Origin of the sequence: Duganella sp. Leaf126 (assembly GCF_001423125.1) — a bacterium.
Classification (GTDB): domain Bacteria; phylum Pseudomonadota; class Gammaproteobacteria; order Burkholderiales; family Burkholderiaceae_D; genus Rugamonas.
In genome coordinates, this window is record NZ_LMNW01000036.1 from 57,841 (window position 1) to 82,466 (window position 24,626).

Sequence of the window (24,626 nt, forward strand, 5' to 3'; positions counted from 1 at the left end):
TGCTCCTCACATCCGGAACACGCCGAAGCGGGTGTCGTCGATCGGTGCGTTCAGTGCGGCCGACAGGCCCAGGCCCAGCACGGTGCGGGTGTCGGCAGGATCGATCACGCCGTCGTCCCACAGGCGCGCGGTGGCGTAGTACGGGTGGCCCTGTTCCTCGTACTGCTGCCTGATCGGCTGCTTGAACGCGGCTTCCTCTTCGGCCGACCAGCTGCCACCCTTGGCCTCGATGCCGTCGCGCTTGACCGTGGCCAGCACGCTGGCCGCCTGGTCGCCGCCCATGACGGAGATGCGCGCATTGGGCCACATCCACATGAAGCGCGGAGAAAAGGCGCGCCCGCACATGCCGTAGTTGCCGGCGCCGAAGCTGCCGCCGATGATCACCGTGAATTTCGGTACGGCGGCAGTGGCCACGGCCGTCACCATCTTGGCGCCATGGCGGGCGATGCCCTCGTTTTCGTACTTGCGCCCGACCATGAAGCCGGTGATATTTTGCAGGAACACCAGCGGGATCTTGCGCTGGGCGCACAGCTCGATGAAGTGGGCGCCCTTGACGGCCGACTCCGAAAACAGGATGCCGTTGTTGGCGATGATGCCGACCTTCATGCCGAAGATGTGGGCAAAGCCGCACACTAGCGTGGCGCCGAAGCGGGCCTTGAATTCGTCGAACTCGCTGCCGTCGACGATGCGGGCGATCACTTCGCGCACGTCGAACGGTTTGCGGGTGTCCACCGGAATGACGCCATACAGTTCTTCGGCCGGGTACTTCGGTGCCACCACCGGGCGCAGCGCGCCCTGCTGCGGCTTGATGCGGTTGAGGTTGGCGACGATGGTGCGCGCCAGCGACAGCGCGTGCAGATCGTTCTGTGCCAGGTGATCGGCCACCCCGGAGAGGCGGGTGTGGACGTCGCCGCCGCCCAGGTCTTCGGCCGTGACCACTTCGCCGGTGGCCGCTTTCACCAGCGGCGGGCCGCCGAGGAAGATCGTGCCCTGCTCCTTGACGATGATCGACTCGTCGCTCATGGCCGGCACGTAGGCGCCGCCGGCCGTGCACGATCCCATCACCACGGCGATTTGCGGGATGCCCTTGGCCGACAGGTTGGCCTGGTTGTAGAAGATGCGGCCGAAGTGGTCGCGGTCGGGGAAGACGTCGTCCTGGTTGGGCAGGTTGGCGCCGCCCGAATCGACCAGGTAGATGCAGGGCAGGTGGTTCTGGTCGGCGATTTCCTGCGCGCGCAGGTGTTTTTTGACGGTGACCGGGTAATAGGTGCCGCCCTTGACGGTGGCGTCGTTACAGACGATCACGCATTCCTGGCCGGCCACGCGGCCGATGCCGGTGATGATGCCGGCGGCCGGCGCTGCATCGACGCCGCTGGCGTCCTGGTACATGCCGTAGGCGGCCATCTGCGACAGTTCGAGGAACGGTGTGCCCGGGTCGAGCAGCATCTGCACGCGGTCGCGCGGCAGCAGCTTGCCGCGCGCGACATGCTTGGCGCTGGCCGCCGCGCCGCCGCCCTGGGCGATGGCGGCCACCTTGGCGCGCAGGTCGTCCACCACGGCCTGCATGGCGGCGGTGTTGGTCCTGAAGTCTTCACTGCGAGGATTGAGCTTGGTGTCGATCTGCGGCATGGTTGTCCTTTGCGCGTGGTCTCGTACGCGTCGTGTCGGTTTATTGCGGAAAATGTCCGTCAACGTAAAACCAGCGCGGGACGCCATCGGCGGGATCGGCCTCGCGCACGAAGTTGCTCACTTCGTGCAGGCGCTGCGCGCGGCCGTTGATCTTGCAGCGCGCAACGAACTCCACCGTGTCGCGGTCCTGGTCGGTATCCGCTGCTTTACGTTGACGTAAACGTAAAGCAGATTTTACCTCAAGTCCCAGCCACTGCAATTTTTCCTCCGCGCTAAACAATGGCGCGGTCGGACGGGTGCTGACGTGCCAGGTGGCCAGCAGATACGGTTCGTTGCACAGGCTGTAAGCCGTGTAGCGCGAGCGCATCAGCGCTTCGGCCGTGGGCGCGATGGCGGACCCGTCTATATAGGGGCCGCAGCAGCTGGCCAGTGCAGGACCGCCGCAGGGGCAGCCGGCGGGAGCAGGGGACTTCTTGGACATGGATACGCGGTGAGCAGGTCTGACAAGCGTGCATTATCCGTCAAATGGCGCGCTTGCGCCCATCGCAACTTACACCAGGTGAATAGATGGCGGGGAAGAAAATAAGGACGGCATCGGTGCACAGCGCAGCGCCACGCCTTTACACTGGCACGGTGAGGAGAATTGTATGAAACGACGCAGTACCGCCGTGGCGGCGCAGCCATGACGCCGCCCCGCAGCCCGTGGGCCTGGGTGCCCAGTATCTCGTTCAGCCAGGCCGTGCCCTACGTGGCCGTGATGCTGCTCTCGACCGTGATGTACAAGAACCTGGGCGTTGCCAACGACGACCTGGCGTTTTACACGTCGTGGTTGTACCTGCCGTGGGTGATCAAGCCACTGTGGTCGCCCGTCGTGGACCTGTTCGGCACCAAGCGCCGCTGGACCGTGCTGATGCAGCTGGTCGCGAGCATGGCGCTGGCGGCGGTGGCGCTGACCTTGCACCTGCCGCAGTTTTTTGCGCTGAGTCTCACCGTGCTGTGGCTGATGGCGTTCGCCTCGGCTACGCACGACATCGCCTCGGACGGCTATTACATGCTGGGCTTGCCGTCGCAGCACCAGCAGGCCGCCTTTGTCGGGGTGCGCAGCGCGTTCTACAAGCTGGCCATGATTGCCGGGCAGGGCGGGCTGGTCTATCTTGCCGGCGCGCTGATCGCCGCGGGCAAGGACCCGGTCCACGCCTGGTCGGTGGTGTTCGGCCTCACGGCTGCGCTCTTCCTGGCGCTGTGCGGCTACCACCAGCTGGTGCTGCCGCGCCCGCAGGGCGACCGCCGCACGGGGACGACGGGCGCTCTGTGGACCGATTTTATCGACACGTTCCGCAGCTTCTTCCGCAAGCCCGGCATCGTGCCCGTCATCGGCTTCCTGCTGCTGTACCGGCTGGGCGAGGCGCAGCTGCTCAAGATGGCGGCGCCGTTCCTGCTCGATCCGCGCGCCCAAGGCGGACTGGGCTTGACCACGTCCGAGTTCGGCCTCGTGTACGGCACCATCGGCGTGGTGGCGCTGGTGGTGGGCGGCATTGCTGGCGGCATGGCGATCGCCCGCTTCGGCCTCAAAAAAGCGATCTGGCCGATGCTGTTCGTCATGCATGTGCCGGACCTGGTGTTCGTGTACCTGGCTACGGCCATGCCCGAGAACATTACCGTGATTGCCGCCTGCCTGGCGATCGAACAGTTCGGCTATGGCTTCGGTTTTGCCGCCTTCATGCTGTACATGATCATGGTGGCCGACGGCGAGCACAAGACCGCCCATTACGCGATCTGCACCGGCTTCATGGCGCTGGGGATGATGCTGCCCGGAATGATCAGCGGCAAGCTGCAGCAGTGGCTCGGCTACCAGCACTTTTTCATCTGGGCCTGCATCTCGACCTTGCCCGCATTCGTGATGACCGCGCTGGTGGAGATCCAGCCGGGATTTGGCAAGCGGCAAGACCAATAGCGGGCGCGGCACCGGCAAACCTGCTGCGCGGCGGCTGTCCCGGGGTTCCCATTACAATACGACGCTCTACAGATGCGGGGAATGTTTTGGTATTCAATGCAAAAAAACGGCTGACCCTGACCGCTGGCCTGGCCGGCGCCGTGGCCGCCATCATGCAGGGTTGTTCCAGCACGCCGACGGCGGTCGTGCCCCAGGATCCGGCTGCGCCGCCGGCCCCGGGCGTGTTGCCGCCGCCGGTCGCCCCGGCGGCCACCGACCTGGTCACGCCGCCACCGGCGCCGCGCGAATTCCGCGCCGCCTGGATATCCACGGTGGCCAATATCGACTGGCCCAGCCGCAGCAACCTGACGGCCGACAAGCAGCAGGCCGAAGCCATTGCCATTCTCGACCGCTGCAAGTTGCTGAACCTGAACGCCATCGTGCTGCAGGTGCGGCCCAGCGCCGACGCCATCTATCCGTCCGCGCTCGAACCGTGGTCGGAATTTTTGACCGGCCAGCAGGGCCGCGCACCGAACTACGACCCGCTGCAATTCTGGATCGAGCAAGCCCATGCGAGAGGACTGGAACTGCATGCGTGGTTCAATCCCTACCGCGCGCGCGATCCTGCCGCCCGAACGCCGCTGGCGCGCAACCACTTCGCCACCACCCATCCCGAGGCGGTGAAAACCTACGGCCGCTACCTGTGGATGGACCCGGGCGAGCCGGCCGCCGCCCAGCGCACGCGCGACGTGATCCTGGACGTGGTGCGCCGCTACGATATCGACGGCGTCCACATCGACGATTATTTCTATCCCTACCCGATCGACAATCCCAGCGTTGCCGGCGGTGAAGGGGCTGCGCTCAATGGCGCTGGCGCCGGCCGCAGGGAACTCGATTTTCCGGACGAACCCTCGTGGCAGCGCTACCTGCTCGGCGGCGGCGCACTCGACCGTCCGCACTGGCGGCGCCAGAACGTCAACACCCTGATCGAGGCGCTGTACCAGGGCATCCACCGCGAAAAAAGCTGGGTGCGCTTCGGGATCAGCCCGTTCGGCATCGGCCGCCCCGACCGCCGGCCGGCCGGCATCGTCGGCTTCAGCCAGTACGACAAGCTGTATGCCGATGTCGAACTGTGGCTCAGGAATGGCTGGCTCGACTACCTGTCGCCGCAGCTGTACTGGCCGGTGGCGCAGGCGCCGCAGGCGTTCGGTGTACTGCTCGACTACTGGCTGGCGCAAAACACCCAGGCGCGCCACGTCTGGCCGGGCTTGTACACGAGCCGCATCGACAACAGCGCCAAGGCATTTACGCCCGACGAGATCGTCAAGCAGATCGGCGTCACGCGCACCCGCGCTGGCGCCCGCGGCCATGTCCATTTCAGCATCGCGCCACTGATGGAGAACCGCAAGGGGGTGACCGACCAGTTGCGCGTGCGCGCCTACCAGAGCGCGGCGCTGGCGCCGGCCACGCCGTGGCTGGGCGCCGATCTGCCGCCGGCGCCGGGGGCGGCCGCGCGCCGCCAGGCCGGCGGCACCGGCTTGCGCCTGACGGCCGGTGCCGGCAAGCCGGTAAGCCATTACGCGATCTGGTCGCGCTACGGCGCCGAATGGCGCTTCGCGGTGGCGCCCGCGTCGCGCCCGGTATTGCTGTTGCCCGACGACGCGACCGCCGGCGCCGCCCAGGCGGTGGTGGTGAGCGCGGTCGACCGGCTCGGCAACGAGAGCGCGCGTGTGACCGTTGCCATACGGGCGTGAGCGTGAACGTGAAGCCGACCGCGATGGCACCTGCTGCGTTATCAGAGTCCTTATCTGCTCCGATATCTGCTCCGATATCCGCGCCATTTTTGGCGCCTGCGCCCGCCACCGCGCTCGGCATCGATGCCGGCGGCACGCAAACGCGCTGGGCGCTGGCCGATGGTGCCGGCGCCATCGTGGCCGAAGGCGCTGTCGCCGGCCTGTCTGTCAATCAGCTGGGTTCTGCCGCTGGCGTGGCGTCGGTGCGCGCCGTGCTGGCCGATTTGGCAGCGCAGGTGCTGGCGGCCGGCAAGCCTGCACGGGTATGCGCCGGGCTGACCGGATTCAGTAGCGCCACTGCCGCGCCGATGGTCGTTGCGCCGCACAGCGGTTCTGTCACGGCAGCCGTCGGCGTTGGCGCTGCAGTTGCGGCTGCGGCTTCCGAAGCGCTGGCCGCGCCCAGGACCGAAACGTCACGCAGCGATTGCGTAACGAACGACGCCGACACTGGCGCCACAGGTGATCCGTCCTTACCGCTGGTCGAACAGTCATGCAGCGATTGCGTCGCGATCGCCGGCCACAGTGGCGCCGCAGGTGGTCCGGCTTTACCGCTGGTCGACGCTTCACGCAGCGATTGTGTCGCGATCGCCGGCCACAATGGCGCCGCAGGTGGTCCGGCTTTACCGCTCGCCGAACAGTCACGCAGCGATCGCGAAACGATCGCCGGCGACAATGGCGTCGCAGGTGATCCGGCTTTAGCGCTCGCTGAACAGTCACGCAGCGATGTCGTAACGATCGCTGGCAGCAATGGCCGCGCAGGCAATCTGGCCTCGCCGCAGGCAGAAGTGTCGCGCAGCGAGTTGGCAGCGACAGCCACGGGCGATAGCCTTGATGGCTTCGTCGGCAACGATCATTCTCCGAGCTGGCTGCTCGCCGAAGCGCTTGGCGTGGCGCCAACAGCAGTAACGGTGCACAGCGATATCGAAATCGCCTACCTGGCCAGCTTTGCGCCCGGTGCGGGGTACCTGGTGTACGCTGGCACCGGGTCGATCGCGGCGTGGATCGACGCCGAGGGTGTGCTGCACCGCGCCGGTGGCCGGGGCGTGACCCTCGACGACGGCGGCGGCGGCTTCTGGATCGCGCGCGCAGCCATGCGCCACATCTGGCGCCGCGAAGATGAGCAACCGGGCGCGTGGCAGCAGTCGCCGCTGGCGCACGCCGTGTTCGCGTTTGTCGGCGGCAGCGACTGGGCATGCTCGCGCCAGTTCATCTACGGGCAGGAGCGCGGTGCGGTCGGCCGGCTGGCGCTGGCAGTGGCGCAGGCAGCCGATGCCGACCCGGTGGCGCGCGCCATCCTCGAGCAGGCGGGGCGCGAGCTGGCGCGCATCGCGCTGGCGCTGGTGGGGCGTTATGGCGCGCGGCCGATCGCGGTCAGCGGACGCGCGGCGACCCTGCATCCGGCCATCATGGCGGCGATGCGCGCGGCCTTGCCGGCCGAGCTTTCACTGACGCAAATAAGTCTGCCCGCGCACCACGCGGCTGCGCGGATTGCACTACACTCCCACGCATGAGCATGTTGCTACAACCGCATCCCCGAGACCGCCAATGAAACTCGCCACGCTGACCATCCTCTCCACCCTGCTGGCGCTGGCCGGCTGTGCTTCCACGCCGCCGCCGCCACCGGCAGGGCTGACCATCGACCGTACCCTCAGCGCGCGCGGCCAGAGCGACCGCGTCAAGTACATCATCGTCCATTACACGGTGTCGGACCTGCCGCGCTCGATCCATATCCTGACCACCCAGGATGTCAGCGCCCACTACCTGGTAACCGACGCCGACCAGCCCACCGTCTACAACCTGGTGGACGAGTCGCGCCAGTCCAACCATGCCGGCTACAGCAACTGGAAAATCTACAACCAGCTCAACGCCGCATCGATCGGCATCGAGATCGTCAATCCCGGCTACAAGGACACGCCGGAAGGGCGGGTCTGGTATCCGTTCAAGCCGGCGCAGATCGACCAGCTGGTGCTGCTGCTCAAGGACATCGTCAAGCGCCACCATATCCGCCCCGAAAACATCCTCGGCCATAACGAAATCGCGCCGCAGCGCAAGCTCGATCCGGGCCCGATGTTCCCGTGGAAGCGCCTGGCCGACGAAGGCCTGATCACCTGGCCCGAGCCGAGCCGCGTGGCAGCCCGTCTGCCCGGCTACCAGCAGCAACTGCCCGACATCGGTTGGTTCCAGCGCACGCTGGCCCAGATCGGCTACGCCGTGCCGCAGACCGGCGTGTTCGATACCGCGACCCGCAACGTGCTGTCGGTGTTCCAGACCAAGTACCGTCCGGCGCTGTTCGACGGCACGCCGGACGCCGAAACGGCGGCCCTGCTCGACGTGCTGACCAGCCCGCTGCCGGTGCTGCCGGCACCGGCGCCTGTGCTCGTGCCAGCCGCCGGCGAGACTGCGCCGGCGGAGTAAGCATTGCTCGCTGTACAGCAGGGGCGATATCGTGCATCAGCTAGCGTTGCCTGGCGCGAACCGTCTGGATGTGACGACGCGGCGCCCGGTAGCGCGGACATTGCGCCCCACGATCACGCAATCTGCCGTGTCCGGACGTTGCGAGCAGACCTAGAGTGACCGTAACGGTTCAGAAGCAGCCGTTTTCATTGGCGTCCTGCCTTGCACGCTTGCCCCACGCTTGGCGCCGCCTGGCGACCAGGGCCGGTATTTGCCCATCCGGACGGGCGCCCTGGGGCAAGGGCGCCGGTTTCATCGCTGTCGTGCTTACTGCCGCGCCGCCCAGTCGATCAAGGCGTCGAGCACGGCCCGCCCGGCGCCACCGGCCACGTGCGGATCGTTGAGCATGGCCACGACCACCAGCGGCTGATTGTTGGCGTCCTGCACATAGCCGGCGATGGCGATCACGCCGTTCAGGCTGCCCGTCTTGATGCGGGCGCGGGTGGCGGCAGGACTGTCCTGCAGGCGGCGGCGCATGGTGCCGTCGGTGGCTGCGATCGGCAGGCTCGACAAGAATTCCGGCATCCAGTTGCTGTGCAAGCCGGCCTGCAGCACGCCGGCCAGCTGGGCGGCGGTGGCCCGTTCGCTGCGCGACAGGCCGGAACCGTTGTCGAGCACCAGGCCGGCGCTGTCGATCCGGTGCTGCTGCAGCCAGGCGCGGATGACGGCCTCGGCGCGAGCGCTGCTGGTCAGGTTGAGGCCGTCGGGCGGCAGCGGCCGGCTGCCGAGCAGCGGATCCGCTGCGAGGCTGCCCAGGCTGAGAAAGATGGTGCGCGCCAGCGTGTTGTCGGAGTTCTTGTTAATGTCGCGTAGCACCTCCGGCAGCGCACGCGACACGTGTTCGGCCAGCAAGCGCGTTGGCACCGGCGCCTCCGCCGCGCTGGCGGACCCCGTCTGAGGCGTTTCAGCGCTGGCCGGCGCCGTGCCGGCGGAAGCGGAACGACCTGCGCCTGCCGCAGCCGCTCCTGCCGTTGCCGGCGGTGCGCCTGGCGATACCGTACCCGCCGTTGCCGGCGATGCGCCCTGCGGCATCGTACCCGCCGTTGCCGGCGATGCATTCTGCGACATTGCGCCCGCAGTTGCCGCCGATGCGCTCTGCGACATTGCGCCCGCAGTTGCCGGCGATGCGCCTGGCGACACCGCGCCCGCCGTTGCCGCCGATGCACCCTGCGACACCGCGCCTGCCGTTGCCGGCGATGCGCCTGGCGACACCGTACCGGTCGCTACCGCCGATGCGCTCTGCGACACCGCCCCTGCAGTGGTCGATGAAGTCGTCTGCGCCGCCTGTGGCCCGACGCTCGCCGTGATCGGCGGCGCCGATGCCGGTGCCGTCGATGGCCATGCCGGCGCGCTTGCTTCGCGGACCGTGCCGCTGATCGCGCCGCCGAGCCTGCGCCACGTGGCCCGTAGCAGCCGCGCCAGGTAATCGTGGGGATCGAGCACGTTGATGTTGACGGTTCTGGTGCAATCGCGCGGGAAGCTGCCGTGCAGCACCACGTCGATGCGGTCGCCGCTGCGCACGAAGTCCGGCGTGCGCCATCCTTGTTCCCACTGGGCGCAGCCGGCAGCGACCGGGCGCAGGTCGGAACGCACGGTGACGTTGTCGAGCTCGGGTATGGTGATGATCGACAGCTGGCCGGCCACCGAGCGTAATTCGAGCTTGAGCAGGTTGGTATTGACCAGCAGCGCGTCGGGGATCACGTTGTAATAGGCCCACGGGTATTCGTCGAACGGCGGCTGGCCGAGGTCGAGCCGCGCGGGCTGGAACAGCGTGCGGTCGAGAATGACGTCGCCCTGGATGGTCGTGATGCCCTGGTTGCGCAGCGCCTGCAGCATGTGGATCAGCACGTCTTCGTTGAAGTCGGCGTCGGCGCCGCCACGCACGATCAGGTCACCCTGCAGCACGCCCTGCACCACGGGGGCGCTGCTGCGCAGCTCGGTGCGGCCGCGGAACACCGGCCCCAGCGTGTCCAGCGCCGTCAGCGTGGTGAACAGCTTCATGGTCGAAGCCGGCTGCATCGGCTGCTGGGCATTGTGCGACAGCAGCACGGTGTCGCCGCGCAGCACGACGATGCCGGCCGCAGACTCGGGGATCTTGGCCGCCTGCATCAAGCGCGCGACTGGCTCGGGCAAGGTGGCGGCATGGACAGTGCCGATCAACAGCAGGGCGGCAAGCAGGAGACGACGCAACATGGGCAGCCCGATCAATGGAAGAAGAGGTAAGCGACCGCGATGGCAGTCACCACGCCGGCAAAGTCGGCGATCAGGCCGCACGAGATCGCATAACGCGTCTTGCGGATGCCGACCGAGCCGAAATACAGCGCGACGATGTAGAACGTGGTATCGGCCGAGCCGTTGAACACGCACGCGAGCCGGCCGACGAAGGAATCGGGACCGTAGGTTTGCATGGTGTCGATCATCATGGCCTTGGCGCCGCTGCCGCTGAGCGGCTTCATCAGCGCGGTCGGCAACGCCGGCACGAAGTCGGTGTTCAGGCCCAGGTGGGTAAACACCCAGGTAAAACCCTGTACCACGAAGTTGAACACGCCGGCGTTGCGGATCACGCTGATCGCCACCAGCATGCCGACCAGGTACGGAATCACCTTGATCGAGGTGTCGATGCCGCCCTTGGCGCCCTCGATGAAGGCATCATAGACATTGACCTTCTTGCGCAGGGCGCCGAGGATGAAACCGACGATCACCAGCAACAGCAGCAGGTTGCTGAACACGGTTGAAAACTTCTGGATCTCGGCCTTGCTCAGGTATGCGGTGAAGTACCAGATCATGCCGAGGATGGCGGCCGTCAGGCCACCCAGCCAGCCCAGCACCACGCGGTTGATCAGGTTGATGCGCTGGCGGATCGAGACGGCGATGATGCCGGTCACGGTGGCGACATAGGTGGCGATCAGGCAGGGAATGAAGATGTCGGCCGGATCGGCCGCGCCCATGATCGAGCGCTGCGCCATGATGGCGACCGGGATCAGCGTCAGGCCCGACGTGTGCAGTACCAGGAACATGATCTGGGCGTCGGTCGGTTCGTCGGCCTTGGGGTTCAGGGTTTGCAGGCTTTCCATCGCCTTCAGCCCGAACGGCGTGGCGGCATTGTCCAGGCCCAGCAGATTGGCCGAGAAATTCATCACCATGTGGCCGTTGGCCGGATGGTTGGACGGCACGCCCGGAAAGATGCGCGAAAAGAAAGGCGCGATGATCTTCGCCAGCAGGTTGACCGCACCGGCCTTTTCGCCGACGTTCATGATGCCCAGCCACAAGGTCATCACGCCGGCCAGCGGCAGCGCGATGTCCATCACGCTCGACTTGGCAGAGACGAAGGTGCCGTCAACGATGCGCTTGAAAATCTCGGTGTCGCCCATGAAAAAGAACTGCAGCAGCGCGGCCAGCAGGCCGACCACGAAAAATCCGGACCAGATATAGGTAAGCGACATGGAAGCGTATTTTCCTGAAATCAGTAGGCGATAGCCGCAGTATAGCGGCGGAAGCCTGCCGCGCGCCACGTGGCGCTATGGCGAGCGCTGGCGTCTACCGGCGTCGGGATCTGGGTGACGGCGCACAGATCGGCGCGCCGCTTGTGCGTAAAATAAAGCAATGAAATTTCTCAATCGCAGGGGGCTGGTGTACGTCATCACGCACCCCATGGCTTTCCTGGTGCAATGCCTGAAGGGCTTTCGCGCCAACCAGGGCTTGCTGCTGGCGGGCGCGGTCGCCTATTACTCCTTGCTGTCGATCGTGCCGCTGCTGATGCTGGTGGTGGTGGCGCTGTCCCACGTGATCGACGAGACCGTGCTGCTCGATACCGTCGGCCGCTACCTGGGCTGGCTGGTACCGGGCCATGCCGGCCCGATCGTGCAGGAGGTCGCGCATTTCCTCGACCATCGCGACGTGGTCGGCGGGGTGCTGCTGGTCAGCATGATCTTTTTCAGCTCGCTCGCGTTTACGGTACTGGAAAACGCCATGTCGGTCATCTTCAAGCACCGGGTGGAGGTCAAGCGCCGGCGCTTCCTGATTTCTGCGATCATGCCCTATTGCTACATCCTGTCGCTGGGCGCCGGCATGTTGCTGGTCACGCTCGTGGCCGGCAGTCTGCAGGTGATGGGCGAGGAAAGCGTGTCGCTGTTCGGCTACGAGTGGTCGCTGCAGGGCGTCTCGGGCGTGCTGCTGTACATGCTCGGCTTTGCAGGCGAGGTGCTGGTGCTGACGTCGATCTACCTGGTGATGCCGGTCGGACGGCTGTCGCTGTCGCACGCGCTGATCGGCGGCGTGACGGCAGCGCTGCTGTGGGAATGCGCGCGCCACATCCTGGTGTGGTATTTCACCACGCTGTCGCAGGTGAATGTCGTGTACGGCTCGATGACGACGGCCATCATCGTCATGTTCAGCCTGGAGATCGGCGCCACCCTGCTGCTGTTCGGCGCCCAGGTCATTTCGGAATTCGAGCGCGCCTGCCGTCACAAGCCGCGCAAGACCGTGCGTCCGCTGACCACGGAAACAACACCGATGAAATAATTTGTGCGCTGCACAAAAGCTGTGCTATACTGCGTTTGTGGTTGAGGTTTGCGCGTTCCGCGCCGGCAGTCCCACCTCTGGCAGATGCGCCGCGCGACGAACAGTGTAAGTTCCGACCGCTGGTGACGCAGATGCCGCAGCTGTCTTTCGAATACGTTGGTCGACTTACACGCCGGGGGCACCATGCAGATAGCATGGGCGCCCGGGAACACCGCCTCACTTGGCAGATAGCCCTGGAGCCCGGTACGATACAAGCATTGGTTATACATTGGAACGAAGCCCGCCAGCATGATGCTCGCGGGCTTTTTTTTCGTCTGCAGCCTCGACGACCTGCAGCAGGGCCAGGCGGCAGTCCGGCTATGTTGCCGGTGTGACGGCCAGCGGCTCGCCGATCGCATAAAAATGCCCGCCTGCCACGTGGTGCAGGCTGCGCCAGGCCGGATCGGCGTGTTCGAATTGCCAGTGGCCATCCTTGAAGGCGCGCGTGTCGGACCATGCGCCCACGACTTCGCCGATGAATAAATCGTAGGTCTGCTGGTTGTGCGGCTCCGGCACCAGCCGGCACGCCAGCCATGCCGAGCAGCCGGCCACGAACGGCAGGTCGTAGCCGTCGATGTGGAACAGTTCGGCATGCGCGTGTTGCAGCTTGTGCGCATCCTTGGCCATGCTGGTGGTGCCCAGCTGCTCGGTCAGCTGCAGCTGCGCCACGGTCGGCACTTGCAGCACGAACATGCCGCTGCCTTCGACCAGCGCCCGGGTGGCCGTGCTCTTGTCGATCACCACCGTCACCTTCGGTGGCGCAAAGTCGAGCGCGCACGACCAGGCCGCCGCCATCACGTTGTCAACGCCATCGTGGCGGCTCGACACCAGCACGGTCGGACCATGGGTCAGCAGGCGATAGGCTTTTTCCAGTGGGACAGGAGAGAGATACTGGTTCATGGTGGCTTTCAATAACAATAGTTGCCCCAGTATAGCCGCGCGCCTTTTTTCCCTGCGCGCCTACAGTGCGCGGGCGATCAGCAGCTTCTGGATATCGCTCGTGCCTTCGTAGATCTGGCACACGCGCACGTCGCGGTAGATGCGTTCGACCGGGAAATCGCTGACATAGCCGTAGCCGCCGTGGACCTGGATTGCGTCCGAGCAGACGCGTTCGGCCATTTCGGAAGCGTACAGCTTGGCCATGGCTGCTTCTTTCAGGCAGGGCAAGCCGGTGTCCTTCATCGCGGCAGCATGGTGGATCAGCTGGCGCGCCGCTTCGATCCGGGTGGCCATGTCGGCCAGGCGGAACTGCACGGCCTGGTGTTCGAAAATCGGTTTGCCGAAGCTTTCGCGCTCGCGCGCGTAGCCGAGCGCTGCCTCGTATGCGGCACGCGCCATGCCGACCGCCTGGGCGGCAATGCCGATGCGTCCGCCTTCGAGGCCGGACAGCGCGATCTTGTAGCCTTGGCCTTCTGCGCCGATCAGGTTCTCTGCCGGGATGCGGCAGTTTTCAAAGACGATCTGCGCCGTGTCCGACGAGTGCTGGCCCATCTTCTGTTCCAGCCCGGCCACGATGTAGCCGGGCGTGGCGGTCGGGACCCAGAACGCGCTGATGCCTTTCTTGCCGGCCGCCTTGTCGGTCACGGCCAGCACGATCGCCACGTCGGCGTGCTTGCCGCTGGTGATGAACTGCTTGACGCCGTTGAGCACGTAATCGTCGCCGTCGCGGGTGGCCGTGGTGCGCAGGGCGGCAGCGTCGCTGCCCGTGTGCGGCTCGGTCAGGCAGAACGCGCCCAGCATCGCGCCCTGCGCCAGCGGACGCAGCCATTGTTCCTTCTGGCGTTCGTTGGCGTACATCATGGCGATGCTGCACACGGGGCAGTTGTTGACGGAAATGATGGTGGACGTGCCGCCGTCGCCGGCGGCGATTTCCTCGAGCACCAGCGCCAGCGACACGTAATCCATGCCGGCGCCGCCGAGCGCCTCGGGCACGGCCACGCCGAAGGCGCCGAGCGCGGCCAGTTCCTGCAATTGCTCCTTCGGGAAATGGTGGTCCTTGTCCCAGCGGGCGGCGTTGGGGGCCAGACGCTCCTGCGCAAAAGCGCGCAGGGCGTCGCGGATCATGTCGTGTTCCTGGCTCAGTATCATGGTGTCTCGTGTAATGATCGTGGGAACCCGCAACGGCCGCTGGCGGCGGTGCGGGGGGATTGCGTTGTCAGCCGATTAGCAGCCGGCTATCAACCGATTACCAGCCGATCGGCTTGCCGTCGTAATTGCGGTAGACAGCCTTGTCCGAGGCCGGCAAGGTGGCCAGCGTGCGGCGGATGCCGGTCACGCTGTCCTGCGGCGACATATCGGCGCCGGCGCCGCCCATCTCGGTGCGCACCCAGCCCGGGTGGAAGGCGACGCAGGTCACGCCTTGCGGACCATGCACCAGCGCGGTATCGATCAGCACCGAGTTCAGCGCCGCCTTGCTGGCGCGGTACAGCGAACCGCTGGGGCTGCTGCGCTCGCTGAGCGAACCCATGTGCGACGACAGCACGGCCAGCTTGCCGCGCTTGCTGGCCACCATCGGCGCGATGATCGGCAGCAGGCGCATCGCGGCCAGCACGTTGGTGTGCATCACGTTGTCGAACTCGGCCTGCTGCGGGAAGCCGTCGTGGCGCGGGCCGTAGACGCCGGCGTTGAGAATGGCGACATCGAGTTCCTCGCCGTCGAGCTTCCAGCCCAGGCCGGCGCACGCTTCGACATCGGTCACGTCGAGCTTGTGCGCTTCGGCGCCGAGCGCGGTCAGGGCCGCGCAATCCTCGGCCTTGCGCGCGGTGGCGATCACGCGCCAGCCGTCGGCGCGGTATTGGGTGACCAGTTCCAGGCCGATGCCGCGCGAAGCGCCAATGATCAGGGCGGTTGCCATTATGCCTCCACCAGTTCGATCGCCATGGCAGTCGCCTCGCCGCCGCCGATGCACAGCGCGGCCACGCCTTTCTTGCCGCCGGTGCGCTTGAGCGCGCCAAGCAGCGTGACGATGATGCGCGCACCGGAGGCGCCGATCGGGTGGCCGAGCGCGCAGGCGCCGCCGTGGACGTTGATCTTGTCGTGCGGGATGTCGAGGTCGCGCATGGCTGCCATCGGCACGGCCGCAAACGCCTCGTTAATTTCGAACAGGTCGACGTCGCGGCTGGCCCAGCCCGTCTTCTTGTACAGCTTTTCGATGGCACCGATCGGCGCCGTGGTGAACTGGTCCGGCGCCTGGGCGTGGGTGGCGTGGCCGTGGATGCGGGCGATGATCTTGGCGCCAAGTTTGTTGGCGGTCGACTCGCGCATCATTACCAGTGCGGCGGCGCCGTCGTTGATCGACGACGACGAGGCGGCGGTGATGGTACCGTCCTTCTTGAATGCGGCGCGCAGGGTAGGGATCTTGTCGAGCTTGGCCTTGAGCGGGCCTTCGTCGCGGTCGATCACGGTGTCGCCGGCGCGGCTGCTGACGGTGACCGGGGCAATTTCCCACTTGAACCAGCCTTCGCTGGCGGCCGTCTGTGCGCGCTTGACCGATTCGATGGCGAAGCTGTCCTGCGCCTCGCGCGTGAACTGGTACTTGGCCACGCACTCTTCGGCAAACGTGCCCATCGAGCGGCCTTCGCCGGTTTTCTCGTTGCGCGAATAGGCGTCTTCGAGGCCGTCGTACATCATGTGGTCGAGCAGCATGCCGTGGCCGATGCGGTAGCCGCCGCGCGCCTTGGGCACCAGGTACGGCGCATTGGTCATCGATTCCATGCCGCCGGCCACCACCACGTCGGCGCTGCCGGCCACCAGCTGGTCGTGGGCGAAGATGGCCGCCTGCATTGCCGAGCCGCACATCTTCGAGAGCGTGACGGCGCCGGTGGACGTGGGCAGGCCGGCCTTCAGCAAGGCCTGGCGCGCTGGCGCCTGGCCCTGGCCCGCCATCAGGCAATTGCCGAAATAGACGTGCTCGACCAGCTGGCCGTCGATGCCGGCGCGGGCCACGGCAGCGGCAATTGCCACCGCGCCCAGGTCGTGCGCGGCCTGGCCGGAAAAGTCGCCCTGGAAGGCGCCCATGGGGGTGCGGGCGGCGCCCACGATCACGACAGGATCATTCATTTTCGAGTATCTCCATAAACGGTGGCGGCATCACTGCCGGAGGGGTAGCTGCATGGTGGAAAAAGCGCAGGTGCTGCGGATAAGGGTACACGTCTTCCACCACGCCCGCGAGGATGCGCTCCTTGCGCGCCTGCCAGTATTGGCGCGTGAGCAGGTCGGCGTGGTGGTGCAGGAAGAAGCGGCGGATCTTGGGGTGACCGAGCAGGAACTGGCCGAACTGTTCGGGGAAGACATCGTGCTTGCCGACCGGGTACCACGGCTCGGACGCCATTTCTTCCTCGTCGGTACGGGCTGGCGGGATGTCGCGGAACTGGCAGTCGGTGATGTAATCGATTTCGTCGTAGTCGTAAAATACCACGCGCTGGTGGCGCGTGACGCCGAAGTTTTTATACAGCATATCGCCGGGGAAGATGTTGGCGGCCACCAGCTCCTTGATGGCGTTGCCGTACTCGACGATGCCGTGTTCGAGCTGGGCATCGTCGCCGTTTTTCTCGGCATTGGCCAGCCAGAGATTGAGCGGCACCATGCGCCGCTCGATGTACAGGTGGCGGATGATCAGCTGCTCGCCCTCGATGTCGAGCATCGAGGGCGCAAACTGTTCGAGCTCGGCGATCAGGCGCTCCGAGAAACGGTGGCGCGGGAATGCCACGTTGGAATACTCGAGCGTATCGGCCATGCGGCCCACGCGGTCGTGGTGCTTGACCAGCAAATATTTTTGCTGGACCAGCGCGCGCGTGGTGTCCTTGGGCGGCGGATAAAAATCCTTGATCACCTTGAACACGTACGGAAACGACGGCAGCGCAAACACCAGCATCACCAGGCCGCGAATGCCGGGCGCGATGTCGAAGCGGTCCGACGAGTGTTTTAAATGTTGCAGGTAGTCGCGGTAGAACAGGGTCTTGCCCTGTTTTTGCAAACCGAGGATCGTGTAGAGCTCGCTGCGCGGCTTGCGCGGCAGCAGCGTGCGCAGGAATTGCACGTACGACGACGGCACTTCCATGTCCACCAAAAAGTAGGCGCGGGTAAATGAAAACAGCACGGTGATCTGCTCGGGATCGAACAGCACCGTGTCGAGCACGAGCCGGCCCGCGCTGTCGTGCAGGATCGGTACGACCATCGGATATTCGCGGTTGCCATTGATGACCCTGCCCACGATGTACGCGCCCTTGTTGCGGAAGAACAGGCTCGACAGTACGTGTATCTGGTGGTTGGGTTCGGTACCGGCAGTGCCCAGCAGTTGCGCCAGGCGCAGCTCTACCTGCGCGACATCGCGCGTGAGGTCGGCAAACGGCGTGCTCAGCTGGTAATTGGTGATGATGCGCTTGAGCGCGAAATGGATGCCGTCCGCGTCCGGGTAATAGACCTTGTAGGTGGGCGCCAGTTCCCGCGTCTCGATGTACTCGGTGGAGATCACCGGTCGCACGAAGATGTACGCGTTATGGAAATAACTGCGGTGCAGCAGCTTGCAGCAGACCGAGTTGAAAAACGTTTCGGCCAGCTCCGGCTGGGCGTGGTCCGACAGCAGGCCGATGTAGTGCAGCTTGAGTTCCTGCCAGACATCGTCGGACAGCTCGGCCTGGCTGTACGTGTCCTCGAGCTCCTGCACGCATTCGTGCACGCGGCGGTCGTAAAAATCGATGCGCGCGCGCGCCGCCTGCTGGGCCTCGGCCCAGGCGCCGCGCTCGAAGTGGTGCTTGGCCTGCTGGCTGGTCTGGCGGAACAGCCGGTAGTGCTTGTCGAAACCGTCGAGTATCGCGCGTGCGATGTCGAACGCGATTTGCGAGCGCAGCAGTTTGGGGAAGGCGGCCTGGGTCATGGCAATTCCACGGTGGCAGGGCCGCCTGCGCGTCCCTAGCGGGTTTCCGCGAACAGTTCGCGGCCGATCAGCATGCGCCGGATTTCGCTGGTGCCGGCGCCGATTTCGTACAGCTTGGCGTCGCGCCACAGGCGTCCGACCGGGTATTCGTTAATATAACCGTTGCCGCCCAGCGCCTGGATCGCTTCGCCGGCCATCCAGGTGGCTTTTTCGGCACTGTAGAGAATGGCGCCGGCCGCATCCTTGCGCAGGTTGCGCACGGCTTCGGGCGTGACCGCGCGGTCGCAGGCCTGGCCGACCGCGTACACGTAGGCGCGGCAGGCCATCATGGTCGAATACATGTCGGCCAGCTTGCCCTGCATCAGCTGGAATTCGCCGATGGCCTGGCCGAACTGGCTGCGCTCGTGGACGTAGGGCACGACCGCGTCCATGCAGGCCTGCATGATGCCGAGCGGCCCGCCGGAGAGCACGGTGCGCTCGAAGTCGAGGCCGGACATCAGCACGTTGACGCCCTTGCCGACGCCGCCCAGCACGTTCTCGAGCGGGACTTCGCAGTCTTCGAACACCAGCTCGCCCGTGTGCGAGCCGCGCATGCCGAGCTTGTCGAGCTTTTGCGCGACCGAGAAACCCTTGAAGTGCTTTTCGATCAGGAACGCGGTCATGCCGCGCGCACCGGCCGCCAGGTCGGTCTTGGCATACACCACCAGCACGTCGGCGTCGGGACCGTTGGTGATCCACATCTTGGTGCCGTTCAATACCCAGCGGTCACCCTTGAGGTCGGCACGCAGCTTCATGCTGACCACGTCGGAACCGGCGTTCGGCTCGGACATGGCCAGCGCGCCGATATGTTCGCCCGACACCAGCCTGGGCAGGTAACGCTGCTTTTGCTCCTCGCTGCCGTTGCGCTTGATCTGGTTGACGCACAGGTTCGAATGGGCGCCGTACGACAGGCCGACCGAGGCCGAGGCACGCGAGATTTCTTCCATCGCCACGATGTGGGCCAGGTAACCCATGTTGGCGCCGCCGTATTCCTCGCCGACGGTCACGCCCAGCACGCCCAGGTCGCCGAGCTTGCGCCACAGGTCCATCGGGAACTGGTCGCTGCGGTCGATCTCGGCCGCGCGCGGCGCGATTTCGGCAGCGGCAAACTGCTGCACCGCTGCGCGCAGGGCGGCGATGTCCTCGCCGTGGTCAAAAGTCAGTCCGGGCAGATCGAGCATGTCTCTTCCTCATTCTTGTCATGGGCGGGATCGGGAAATCGGCGTTCCCTGGAATGTCCGATGATACCCTGGAGTGACGTTAACGTAAACGTCAACCGTGCCGGCAGCCTTGTTCAGTCCGGCTTGTGGGCGGCGGCGGCCATCAGCCGTTTGCATTCCTCTTCGTGGGCGGTGATCTCGGCCAGCGTCATGTCGATGTCTTCGCGCTGTTGTTCCAGATTTTCGCGGTGGCGCGCCAGTACGCCGAGGAAATGGGTCATCTGCACCGTGGTGTCTTTCGGCGTCTCGTACATGTCCACCAGGTCGCGGATTTCCGACAGGGGCAGCCCCAGCCGCTTGCCGCGCAGGGTGAGCTTGAGGCGGGTGCGGTCGCGCGGCGTGTAGACCCGGTTGCGTCCGCCCGTACCTTCGCGGGACGGACTGAGCAGTCCCTGGTCTTCGTAGAAACGGATGGCGCGCGCCGTGATGTCGAATTCACGGGCCAGTTCGGTAATGGTATAGGTGGACATCGGCAAAATAATAGATGGATTTCCGCTGACGTTAACGTCAGTGATCATTGTAGCGCGGCTACCGGCGCTTGCGAGATTTCTTGCTTTCTCTGCGCCCCCGGTTTAGTGTTCCACAGGAGCAAAAAACAAAATAAAATTTGCCCAACCCGGAGCCATCTCTGACTTTTGGGAGGCATGCAAATGTTAATTTGCCGAGGCGGCACGTTACAAACCGAGCTCAGCTTCAAGAGACTGACTTTCATGACGCAACATGAAATAGTGCAACGATGAATTCCTCAAATGAACGCGAAAGCTTTAGCCAGCGCCTTCAGCAAGCGCTGAAGAATGCCCACTACTCTCCCGACAGCCCCACCCGGCTGGCACGCGAGTTCAATATCCGCTTCGACGGCCGACCGATCACCGTCCACGCAGCCCGTAAATGGCTGGTGGGCGAGGCGATTCCGACCCAGGAGAAGCTGCGCATGATCGCGCAGTGGCTCGGCGTGCCTGCAGAATGGCTGCGCTTCGGTGGCGCCGAGCATTGCGCGACCGAAGGCGAGAGCGCCAACGGCGTGGCGCGTTTCGAATCGGCGGACGTCAAGTTAATTGCCGATTTGCAGCGTCTTGACGAACATCACAAGCAGATCGCCCGCGAATTTATTCGCATGCTGGTCAGGGTCAACTACCAAAAGTAATAAAGTCACACGTTGTAACGGTACCGGAAAAGGCCGGTTTTACTGTTGCCGTGTGAATCTTGTTTCATGACTTTTCCGCTTTTTGTTCGGAAAACTGGTTTCATGCTGCTGTTGATCAACGCTACTTTTTTATTTGAAGTACGTTTGCGAATTGTCACGGTCCTTAAATGGATTTCAGGCACAATAGGGCGTCAGCATCGCTGACTTGCTGCCGCCTCCAGCCCCACCGGAACGGTTGCAGTCGTAGTGATTAACTGGAGTCCAGCCTTGAGCAGCCATATGAAGAGCAACTACAGCAACGTCGCGCAGCTGAAGGAATTGATGACGGCCCCGCCGATGACGGCCGCCCAGCACGCCGAGGTCATGCGCAAACGCATCGCCCACCGTCGCATGGTGGAAGAAGCCAGGGAATTGAAGAAAGCGGAAGACGGTCTGCAGTTCGGTACGCGCTGAGGCGCACGACGGACGTCGCGGCGGCGGACAGGCCTCAGTCGCCGGAAGACTGCATGCCGCTCCAGCGCGGCGTGAGCGCCTGGTCGATGCCGAACAGATCGATCACGCGGCCCACCGTGTGGTCCACCATTTCTTCGATCGATTGCGGCTGGTGATAAAAGCCGGGCAGGGGCGGGTAGATGATGCCGCCCATTTCCGTCACGGCCGTCATATTGCGCAAGTGCGCCAGGTTGAACGGGGTTTCACGCACCATCAGCACCAGCCGCCGGCGCTCCTTGAGCACCACGTCGGCCGCCCGCGTGATCAGGTTGTCCGACAGGCCGTGCGCCACGGCCGCCAGCGTTTTCATCGAGCACGGCGCCACCACCATGCCGTCCGACGGGAACGAACCGCTGGCGATCGACGCGCCGATATCGCGCACCTTGTGCACGACCTGGGCAAACGCTTCCACCTCGCGGCGCTGCAGGCCGGTTTCCTGGTGCAGCGTCAGCACGGCAGCGTCGGACACCAGCAAATGGGTTTCGACGCCCGGCGTGTGTTGCAAGTGCTGCAGCAAGCGCACGCCATACACGGCGCCGGTGGCGCCGGTGATGGCAACGATCAGCCGCAGCGGGCGATCAGCCATTGAGCAGCGCTTTCAGCTCGCCCGACTCGAACATTTCGTTCATGATGTCCGAACCGCCGATGAATTCGCCCTTGACGTAGAGCTGGGGAATGGTCGGCCAGTTCGAATAGTCCTTGATGCCTTGGCGCACTTCCGGATCTTCCAGCACATTGACCGTGGCAATGTTTTCAACGCCACAAGATTTCAGGATCTGGATGGCGCGGCCGGAAAAGCCGCACTGCGGGAACTGGGCCGTGCCCTTCATGAACAGCACCACCGGGGTGTTGGTCACGGTCTCTTTGATCCAGGTTTGTACGTCGCTCATGGCTGCCTCGGTAATGAAATAATAGATGTCGACATTTTATAAGAAATGCGCCTGCCGCGTATCGCTGCCGGTTTAGCCGCGCAGTTTGGCGAACGCGGCGGCCATGGTGCCGCTGGCCGGTTGTTCGCGGGCAGCCTGTTTCTGGTGCTGGCCCATGCTCTTGCGGTCGTGGCGGTCGGCGCGTTGCTGGGGCTGGCTGCCCGGCTGCGGCGCGCTGTCGGTCAGGCGCATGGTGAGGGCGATGCGCTTGCGCTTTTCATCGACTTCGAGCACTTTTACCTTGACCACCTGGCCGGCCTTGACCACCGTGTGCGGATCCTTGACGAAGCTGTTCGACAGCGCCGAGATATGGACCAGGCCGTCCTGGTGCACGCCGATGTCGACAAACGCGCCAAACGCGGCCACATTGGTCACCACGCCCTCGAGGATCATGTCCGGGCGCAGGTCGCGCAGCTCTTCGACGCCTTCCTTGAAGGTGGCGGTGGTAAATTCCGGGCGTGGATCGCGGCCCGGTTTTTCCAGTTCTTTCAAAATATCGGTGACGGTCGGTACGCCGAACTTGTCGTCCGCATACTTGGCCGGATTGAGCGACTTGATCAGCGCCGCTTCGCCGATCACGCCCTTGATATCCTTCTTGATGTCGGCCAGGATTTTTTCCACCAGCGGATACGATTCCGGGTGCACGGCCGACGCATCGAGCGGATTGTCGCCGCCGGTCACGCGCAGGAAGCCAGCGGCCAGCTCGAAGGTCTTGTCGCCCAGGCGCGGCACCGATTTCAGGGCGCTGCGCGAGGTGAACGCGCCTTTCGCATCGCGGTAGGTGACGATCGCCTGCGCCACCGACGCCGACAGGCCCGACACCCGCGCCAGCAGCGGCGCCGACGCCGTATTCACATCGACGCCGACCGCATTGACGCAATCCTCGACCACGGCGTCGAGCGTGCGCGCCAGTTGCGTCTGCGACACGTCGTGCTGGTACTGGCCCACGCCGATCGACTTCGGATCGATTTTCACCAGTTCCGCCAGCGGGTCCTGCAGGCGGCGCGCGATCGAGACCGCGCCGCGCAGCGACACATCCATGTCCGGCAATTCGCGCGAAGCGAATTCCGAGGCCGAGTACACCGACGCGCCGGCTTCGGAGACGACGATCTTGCTCATCTTGTGCTCGGGGTGGCGCTTGATCAGGTCCTGCGCCAGCTTGTCGGTCTCGCGCGAGGCGGTGCCATTGCCGATCGCAATCAGCGACACGTGATGCTTGGCGGCCAGCTTGGCCAGCGTATGGAGTGCGCCGTCCCAGTCGTTTTTCGGCTGGTGCGGATAGATGACGGCGGTATCGACCACCTTGCCGGTGGCGTCCACCACCGCCACCTTGACGCCCGTGCGCAGGCCCGGATCGAGGCCGATGGTGGCGCGCTGGCCGGCAGGCGCGGCCAGCAGCAGGGCTTTCAGGTTGGTCGCGAAGACATTGATCGCCTCGAGCTCGGATTTTTCGCGCAGTGCGCCCATCAGCTCGGTGTCGAGGTGCATGAAGCTTTTTACGCGCCAGGTCCAGCGCGCGGTGTCGGCCAGCCACTTGTCGGCCGGGCGGCCCTGCGGCTTGATGCCGAAGCGGGCGGCGATGCGGCTCTCGCACGGGTTGTGCGGTGCGTCCCACTTCGGTTTTTCCGGTTCGCTGTCGAGGCGCAGCGCGACATCGAGTATGCCCTCGCGGCGGCCGCGCATCAGCGCCAGCGCGCGGTGCGACGGCACGCTGGCCAGGGGTTCCGAATAATCAAAGTAATCGGCGAATTTTTCGCCTTCTTCTTGTTTTCCTTCAATAACCTTCGACTGGACAATGCCATGCTCCTGTACGTATTCGCGCAGCGATTGCAGCAGGGTGGCGTCTTCGGCAAAGCGCTCCATCAGGATCTGCCGCGCGCCGTCGAGCGCAGCCTTGGTATCGGCCACGCCCGGATTGTTGCCGTCGGTCGTCGTAAACGGTTCGCGCAGGTAGTTGGCCGCCTCGGTGTCCGGATTGCGCGTGGGATCGGCCAGCAGGCCGTCGGCCAGCGGCGCCAGGCCTGCTTCGATGGCAATCTGGGCCTTGGTGCGGCGCTTCTGTTTATACGGCAGGTACAAGTCTTCGAGGCGGGTCTTGTCCGCGGCGTGCATGACCGCATCGAGCAGGTCCGGCGTCATCTTGTTCTGCTCGGTGATCGACGCCACGATGGCAGCGCGGCGGTCTTCCAGTTCGCGCAGGTAGCGCAGCCGCTCTTCCAGCAGACGCAGCTGAACGTCGTCGAGGCCACCGGTCGCTTCCTTGCGGTAGCGCGCGATGAAGGGCACGGTGGCGCCCTCGTCGAGCAGGGCGATGGCGGCGGACACCTGGGCCGGTTTGGCGGCAAGTTCCAGGGCGAGGCGTTGTTCGATCGAAGGCAACATGTGGGGCATCCTGAGCAGTGAAGCCCGGAATCATACGCAATCTGGGCCAATCTGCCAGTCTTGACAGCGCAAATCAGTGGCGCAACCGGACCACCTGCGCCGCTAAGCGTGCCGAAACACCAATGGAACAGCGGGTTTTCGATAGAATCCGCAAACACGAACCCGTGTATGGCTGA

21 protein-coding genes are annotated in these 24,626 nt (G+C 65.0%); 7 read left to right on the plus strand and 14 right to left on the minus strand.

Annotated elements, in window-relative coordinates:
- Positions 1-6 precede the first annotated feature (6 nt).
- Both ASF61_RS21695 and ASF61_RS21700 read right to left on the minus strand, forming a co-directional pair.
- Positions 7-1,629 (minus strand): carboxyl transferase domain-containing protein, encoded by a 1,623-nt coding sequence (locus tag ASF61_RS21695; protein ID WP_056160834.1) that lies wholly within the window; start codon positions 1,627-1,629, stop codon positions 7-9.
- Between the two features lie 40 nt (positions 1,630-1,669).
- Positions 1,670-2,110, minus strand: coding sequence for a YchJ family protein (locus tag ASF61_RS21700; RefSeq protein ID WP_056160836.1), 441 nt, complete (start codon positions 2,108-2,110; stop codon positions 1,670-1,672).
- 201 nt (positions 2,111-2,311) lie between these two features.
- Here ASF61_RS21700 and ASF61_RS21705 point away from each other — a divergent pair, with 201 nt between their 5' ends.
- The 4 genes from ASF61_RS21705 to ASF61_RS21720 all read left to right on the plus strand — a co-directional run bounded on the left by ASF61_RS21705 (position 2,312) and on the right by ASF61_RS21720 (position 7,770).
- A complete protein-coding gene (locus ASF61_RS21705; RefSeq protein WP_056161106.1) occupies positions 2,312-3,583 on the plus strand; it encodes an MFS transporter in 1,272 nt (423 codons plus the stop codon).
- A 152-nt stretch (positions 3,584-3,735) separates the two neighbouring features.
- Positions 3,736-5,316 carry a glycoside hydrolase family 10 protein gene (locus tag ASF61_RS21710; protein WP_229205976.1) on the plus strand — a complete coding sequence of 527 codons (1,581 nt, stop codon included), beginning with the start codon at positions 3,736-3,738 and terminating at the stop codon, positions 5,314-5,316.
- An 89-nt stretch (positions 5,317-5,405) separates the two neighbouring features.
- Positions 5,406-6,866 carry a hypothetical protein gene (locus ASF61_RS24475; RefSeq protein ID WP_156369687.1) on the plus strand — a complete coding sequence of 487 codons (1,461 nt, stop codon included), beginning with the start codon at positions 5,406-5,408 and terminating at the stop codon, positions 6,864-6,866.
- Between the two features lie 34 nt (positions 6,867-6,900).
- Entirely contained in the window at positions 6,901-7,770 is an 870-nt protein-coding gene (locus ASF61_RS21720) for an N-acetylmuramoyl-L-alanine amidase (RefSeq protein WP_056160838.1), read from the plus strand.
- A gap of 306 nt (positions 7,771-8,076) precedes the next feature.
- Here ASF61_RS21720 and dacB read toward each other — a convergent pair whose 3' ends face one another.
- Positions 8,077-10,002 (minus strand): D-alanyl-D-alanine carboxypeptidase/D-alanyl-D-alanine-endopeptidase, encoded by a 1,926-nt coding sequence (gene dacB, locus ASF61_RS24280; RefSeq protein ID WP_229205968.1) that lies wholly within the window; start codon positions 10,000-10,002, stop codon positions 8,077-8,079.
- An 11-nt stretch (positions 10,003-10,013) separates the two neighbouring features.
- The gene (locus ASF61_RS21730) at positions 10,014-11,252 is read right to left on the minus strand and encodes a nucleoside recognition domain-containing protein (protein WP_056160840.1); all 1,239 of its coding nucleotides are present in this window, start codon (positions 11,250-11,252) and stop codon (positions 10,014-10,016) included.
- 160 nt (positions 11,253-11,412) lie between these two features.
- Between ASF61_RS21730 and ASF61_RS21735 the strand changes: the two genes are divergently transcribed.
- The gene (locus ASF61_RS21735) at positions 11,413-12,330 is read left to right on the plus strand and encodes a YihY/virulence factor BrkB family protein (RefSeq protein WP_056160843.1); all 918 of its coding nucleotides are present in this window, start codon (positions 11,413-11,415) and stop codon (positions 12,328-12,330) included.
- Positions 12,331-12,687: 357 nt separating this feature from the next.
- Here the strand turns inward: ASF61_RS21735 and ASF61_RS21740 are convergent, their stop codons facing one another.
- The 7 genes from ASF61_RS21740 to ASF61_RS21770 all read right to left on the minus strand — a co-directional run bounded on the left by ASF61_RS21740 (position 12,688) and on the right by ASF61_RS21770 (position 19,973).
- Positions 12,688-13,269, minus strand: coding sequence for a flavin reductase family protein (locus ASF61_RS21740; protein WP_056161113.1), 582 nt, complete (start codon positions 13,267-13,269; stop codon positions 12,688-12,690).
- 60 nt (positions 13,270-13,329) lie between these two features.
- A complete protein-coding gene (locus ASF61_RS21745) occupies positions 13,330-14,457 on the minus strand; it encodes an acyl-CoA dehydrogenase family protein (RefSeq protein ID WP_056160845.1) in 1,128 nt (375 codons plus the stop codon).
- Between the two features lie 97 nt (positions 14,458-14,554).
- A complete protein-coding gene (locus ASF61_RS21750; protein WP_056160847.1) occupies positions 14,555-15,223 on the minus strand; it encodes an SDR family oxidoreductase in 669 nt (222 codons plus the stop codon).
- Positions 15,223-16,428: an acetyl-CoA C-acyltransferase gene (locus ASF61_RS21755; protein WP_056160849.1), complete on the minus strand. Its 1,206-nt coding sequence runs from the start codon at positions 16,426-16,428 to the stop codon at positions 15,223-15,225. The genes ASF61_RS21750 and ASF61_RS21755 overlap by 1 nt, the downstream gene beginning before the upstream one ends.
- A complete protein-coding gene (gene aceK / locus ASF61_RS21760) occupies positions 16,421-18,244 on the minus strand; it encodes a bifunctional isocitrate dehydrogenase kinase/phosphatase (RefSeq protein ID WP_056160852.1) in 1,824 nt (607 codons plus the stop codon). The genes ASF61_RS21755 and aceK overlap by 8 nt, the downstream gene beginning before the upstream one ends.
- A gap of 35 nt (positions 18,245-18,279) precedes the next feature.
- A complete protein-coding gene (locus ASF61_RS21765; RefSeq protein ID WP_056160854.1) occupies positions 18,280-19,464 on the minus strand; it encodes an isovaleryl-CoA dehydrogenase in 1,185 nt (394 codons plus the stop codon).
- A gap of 113 nt (positions 19,465-19,577) precedes the next feature.
- Complete coding sequence (locus tag ASF61_RS21770; RefSeq protein WP_056160856.1) at positions 19,578-19,973, minus strand: MerR family DNA-binding transcriptional regulator; 396 nt, start codon at positions 19,971-19,973, stop codon at positions 19,578-19,580.
- A gap of 266 nt (positions 19,974-20,239) precedes the next feature.
- Here ASF61_RS21770 and ASF61_RS21775 point away from each other — a divergent pair, with 266 nt between their 5' ends.
- Positions 20,240-20,647, plus strand: a complete 408-nt coding sequence (locus ASF61_RS21775) for a hypothetical protein (protein WP_056160859.1) — start codon at positions 20,240-20,242, stop codon at positions 20,645-20,647.
- A gap of 267 nt (positions 20,648-20,914) precedes the next feature.
- The gene (locus ASF61_RS23535; RefSeq protein ID WP_156369688.1) at positions 20,915-21,100 is read left to right on the plus strand and encodes a hypothetical protein; all 186 of its coding nucleotides are present in this window, start codon (positions 20,915-20,917) and stop codon (positions 21,098-21,100) included.
- A 34-nt stretch (positions 21,101-21,134) separates the two neighbouring features.
- Here the strand turns inward: ASF61_RS23535 and ASF61_RS21780 are convergent, their stop codons facing one another.
- The 3 genes from ASF61_RS21780 to ASF61_RS21790 all read right to left on the minus strand — a co-directional run bounded on the left by ASF61_RS21780 (position 21,135) and on the right by ASF61_RS21790 (position 24,450).
- A complete protein-coding gene (locus ASF61_RS21780) occupies positions 21,135-21,725 on the minus strand; it encodes a UbiX family flavin prenyltransferase (protein ID WP_056160861.1) in 591 nt (196 codons plus the stop codon).
- On the minus strand, positions 21,718-22,029 hold the full coding sequence (grxD, locus tag ASF61_RS21785; RefSeq protein WP_056160863.1) for a Grx4 family monothiol glutaredoxin: 312 nt from the start codon (positions 22,027-22,029) through the stop codon (positions 21,718-21,720). Before grxD ends, ASF61_RS21780 begins: the two co-directional genes overlap by 8 nt.
- Positions 22,030-22,101: 72 nt before the next feature.
- Positions 22,102-24,450, minus strand: a complete 2,349-nt coding sequence (locus tag ASF61_RS21790) for a Tex family protein (protein ID WP_056160865.1) — start codon at positions 24,448-24,450, stop codon at positions 22,102-22,104.
- Positions 24,451-24,626 lie beyond the last annotated feature (176 nt).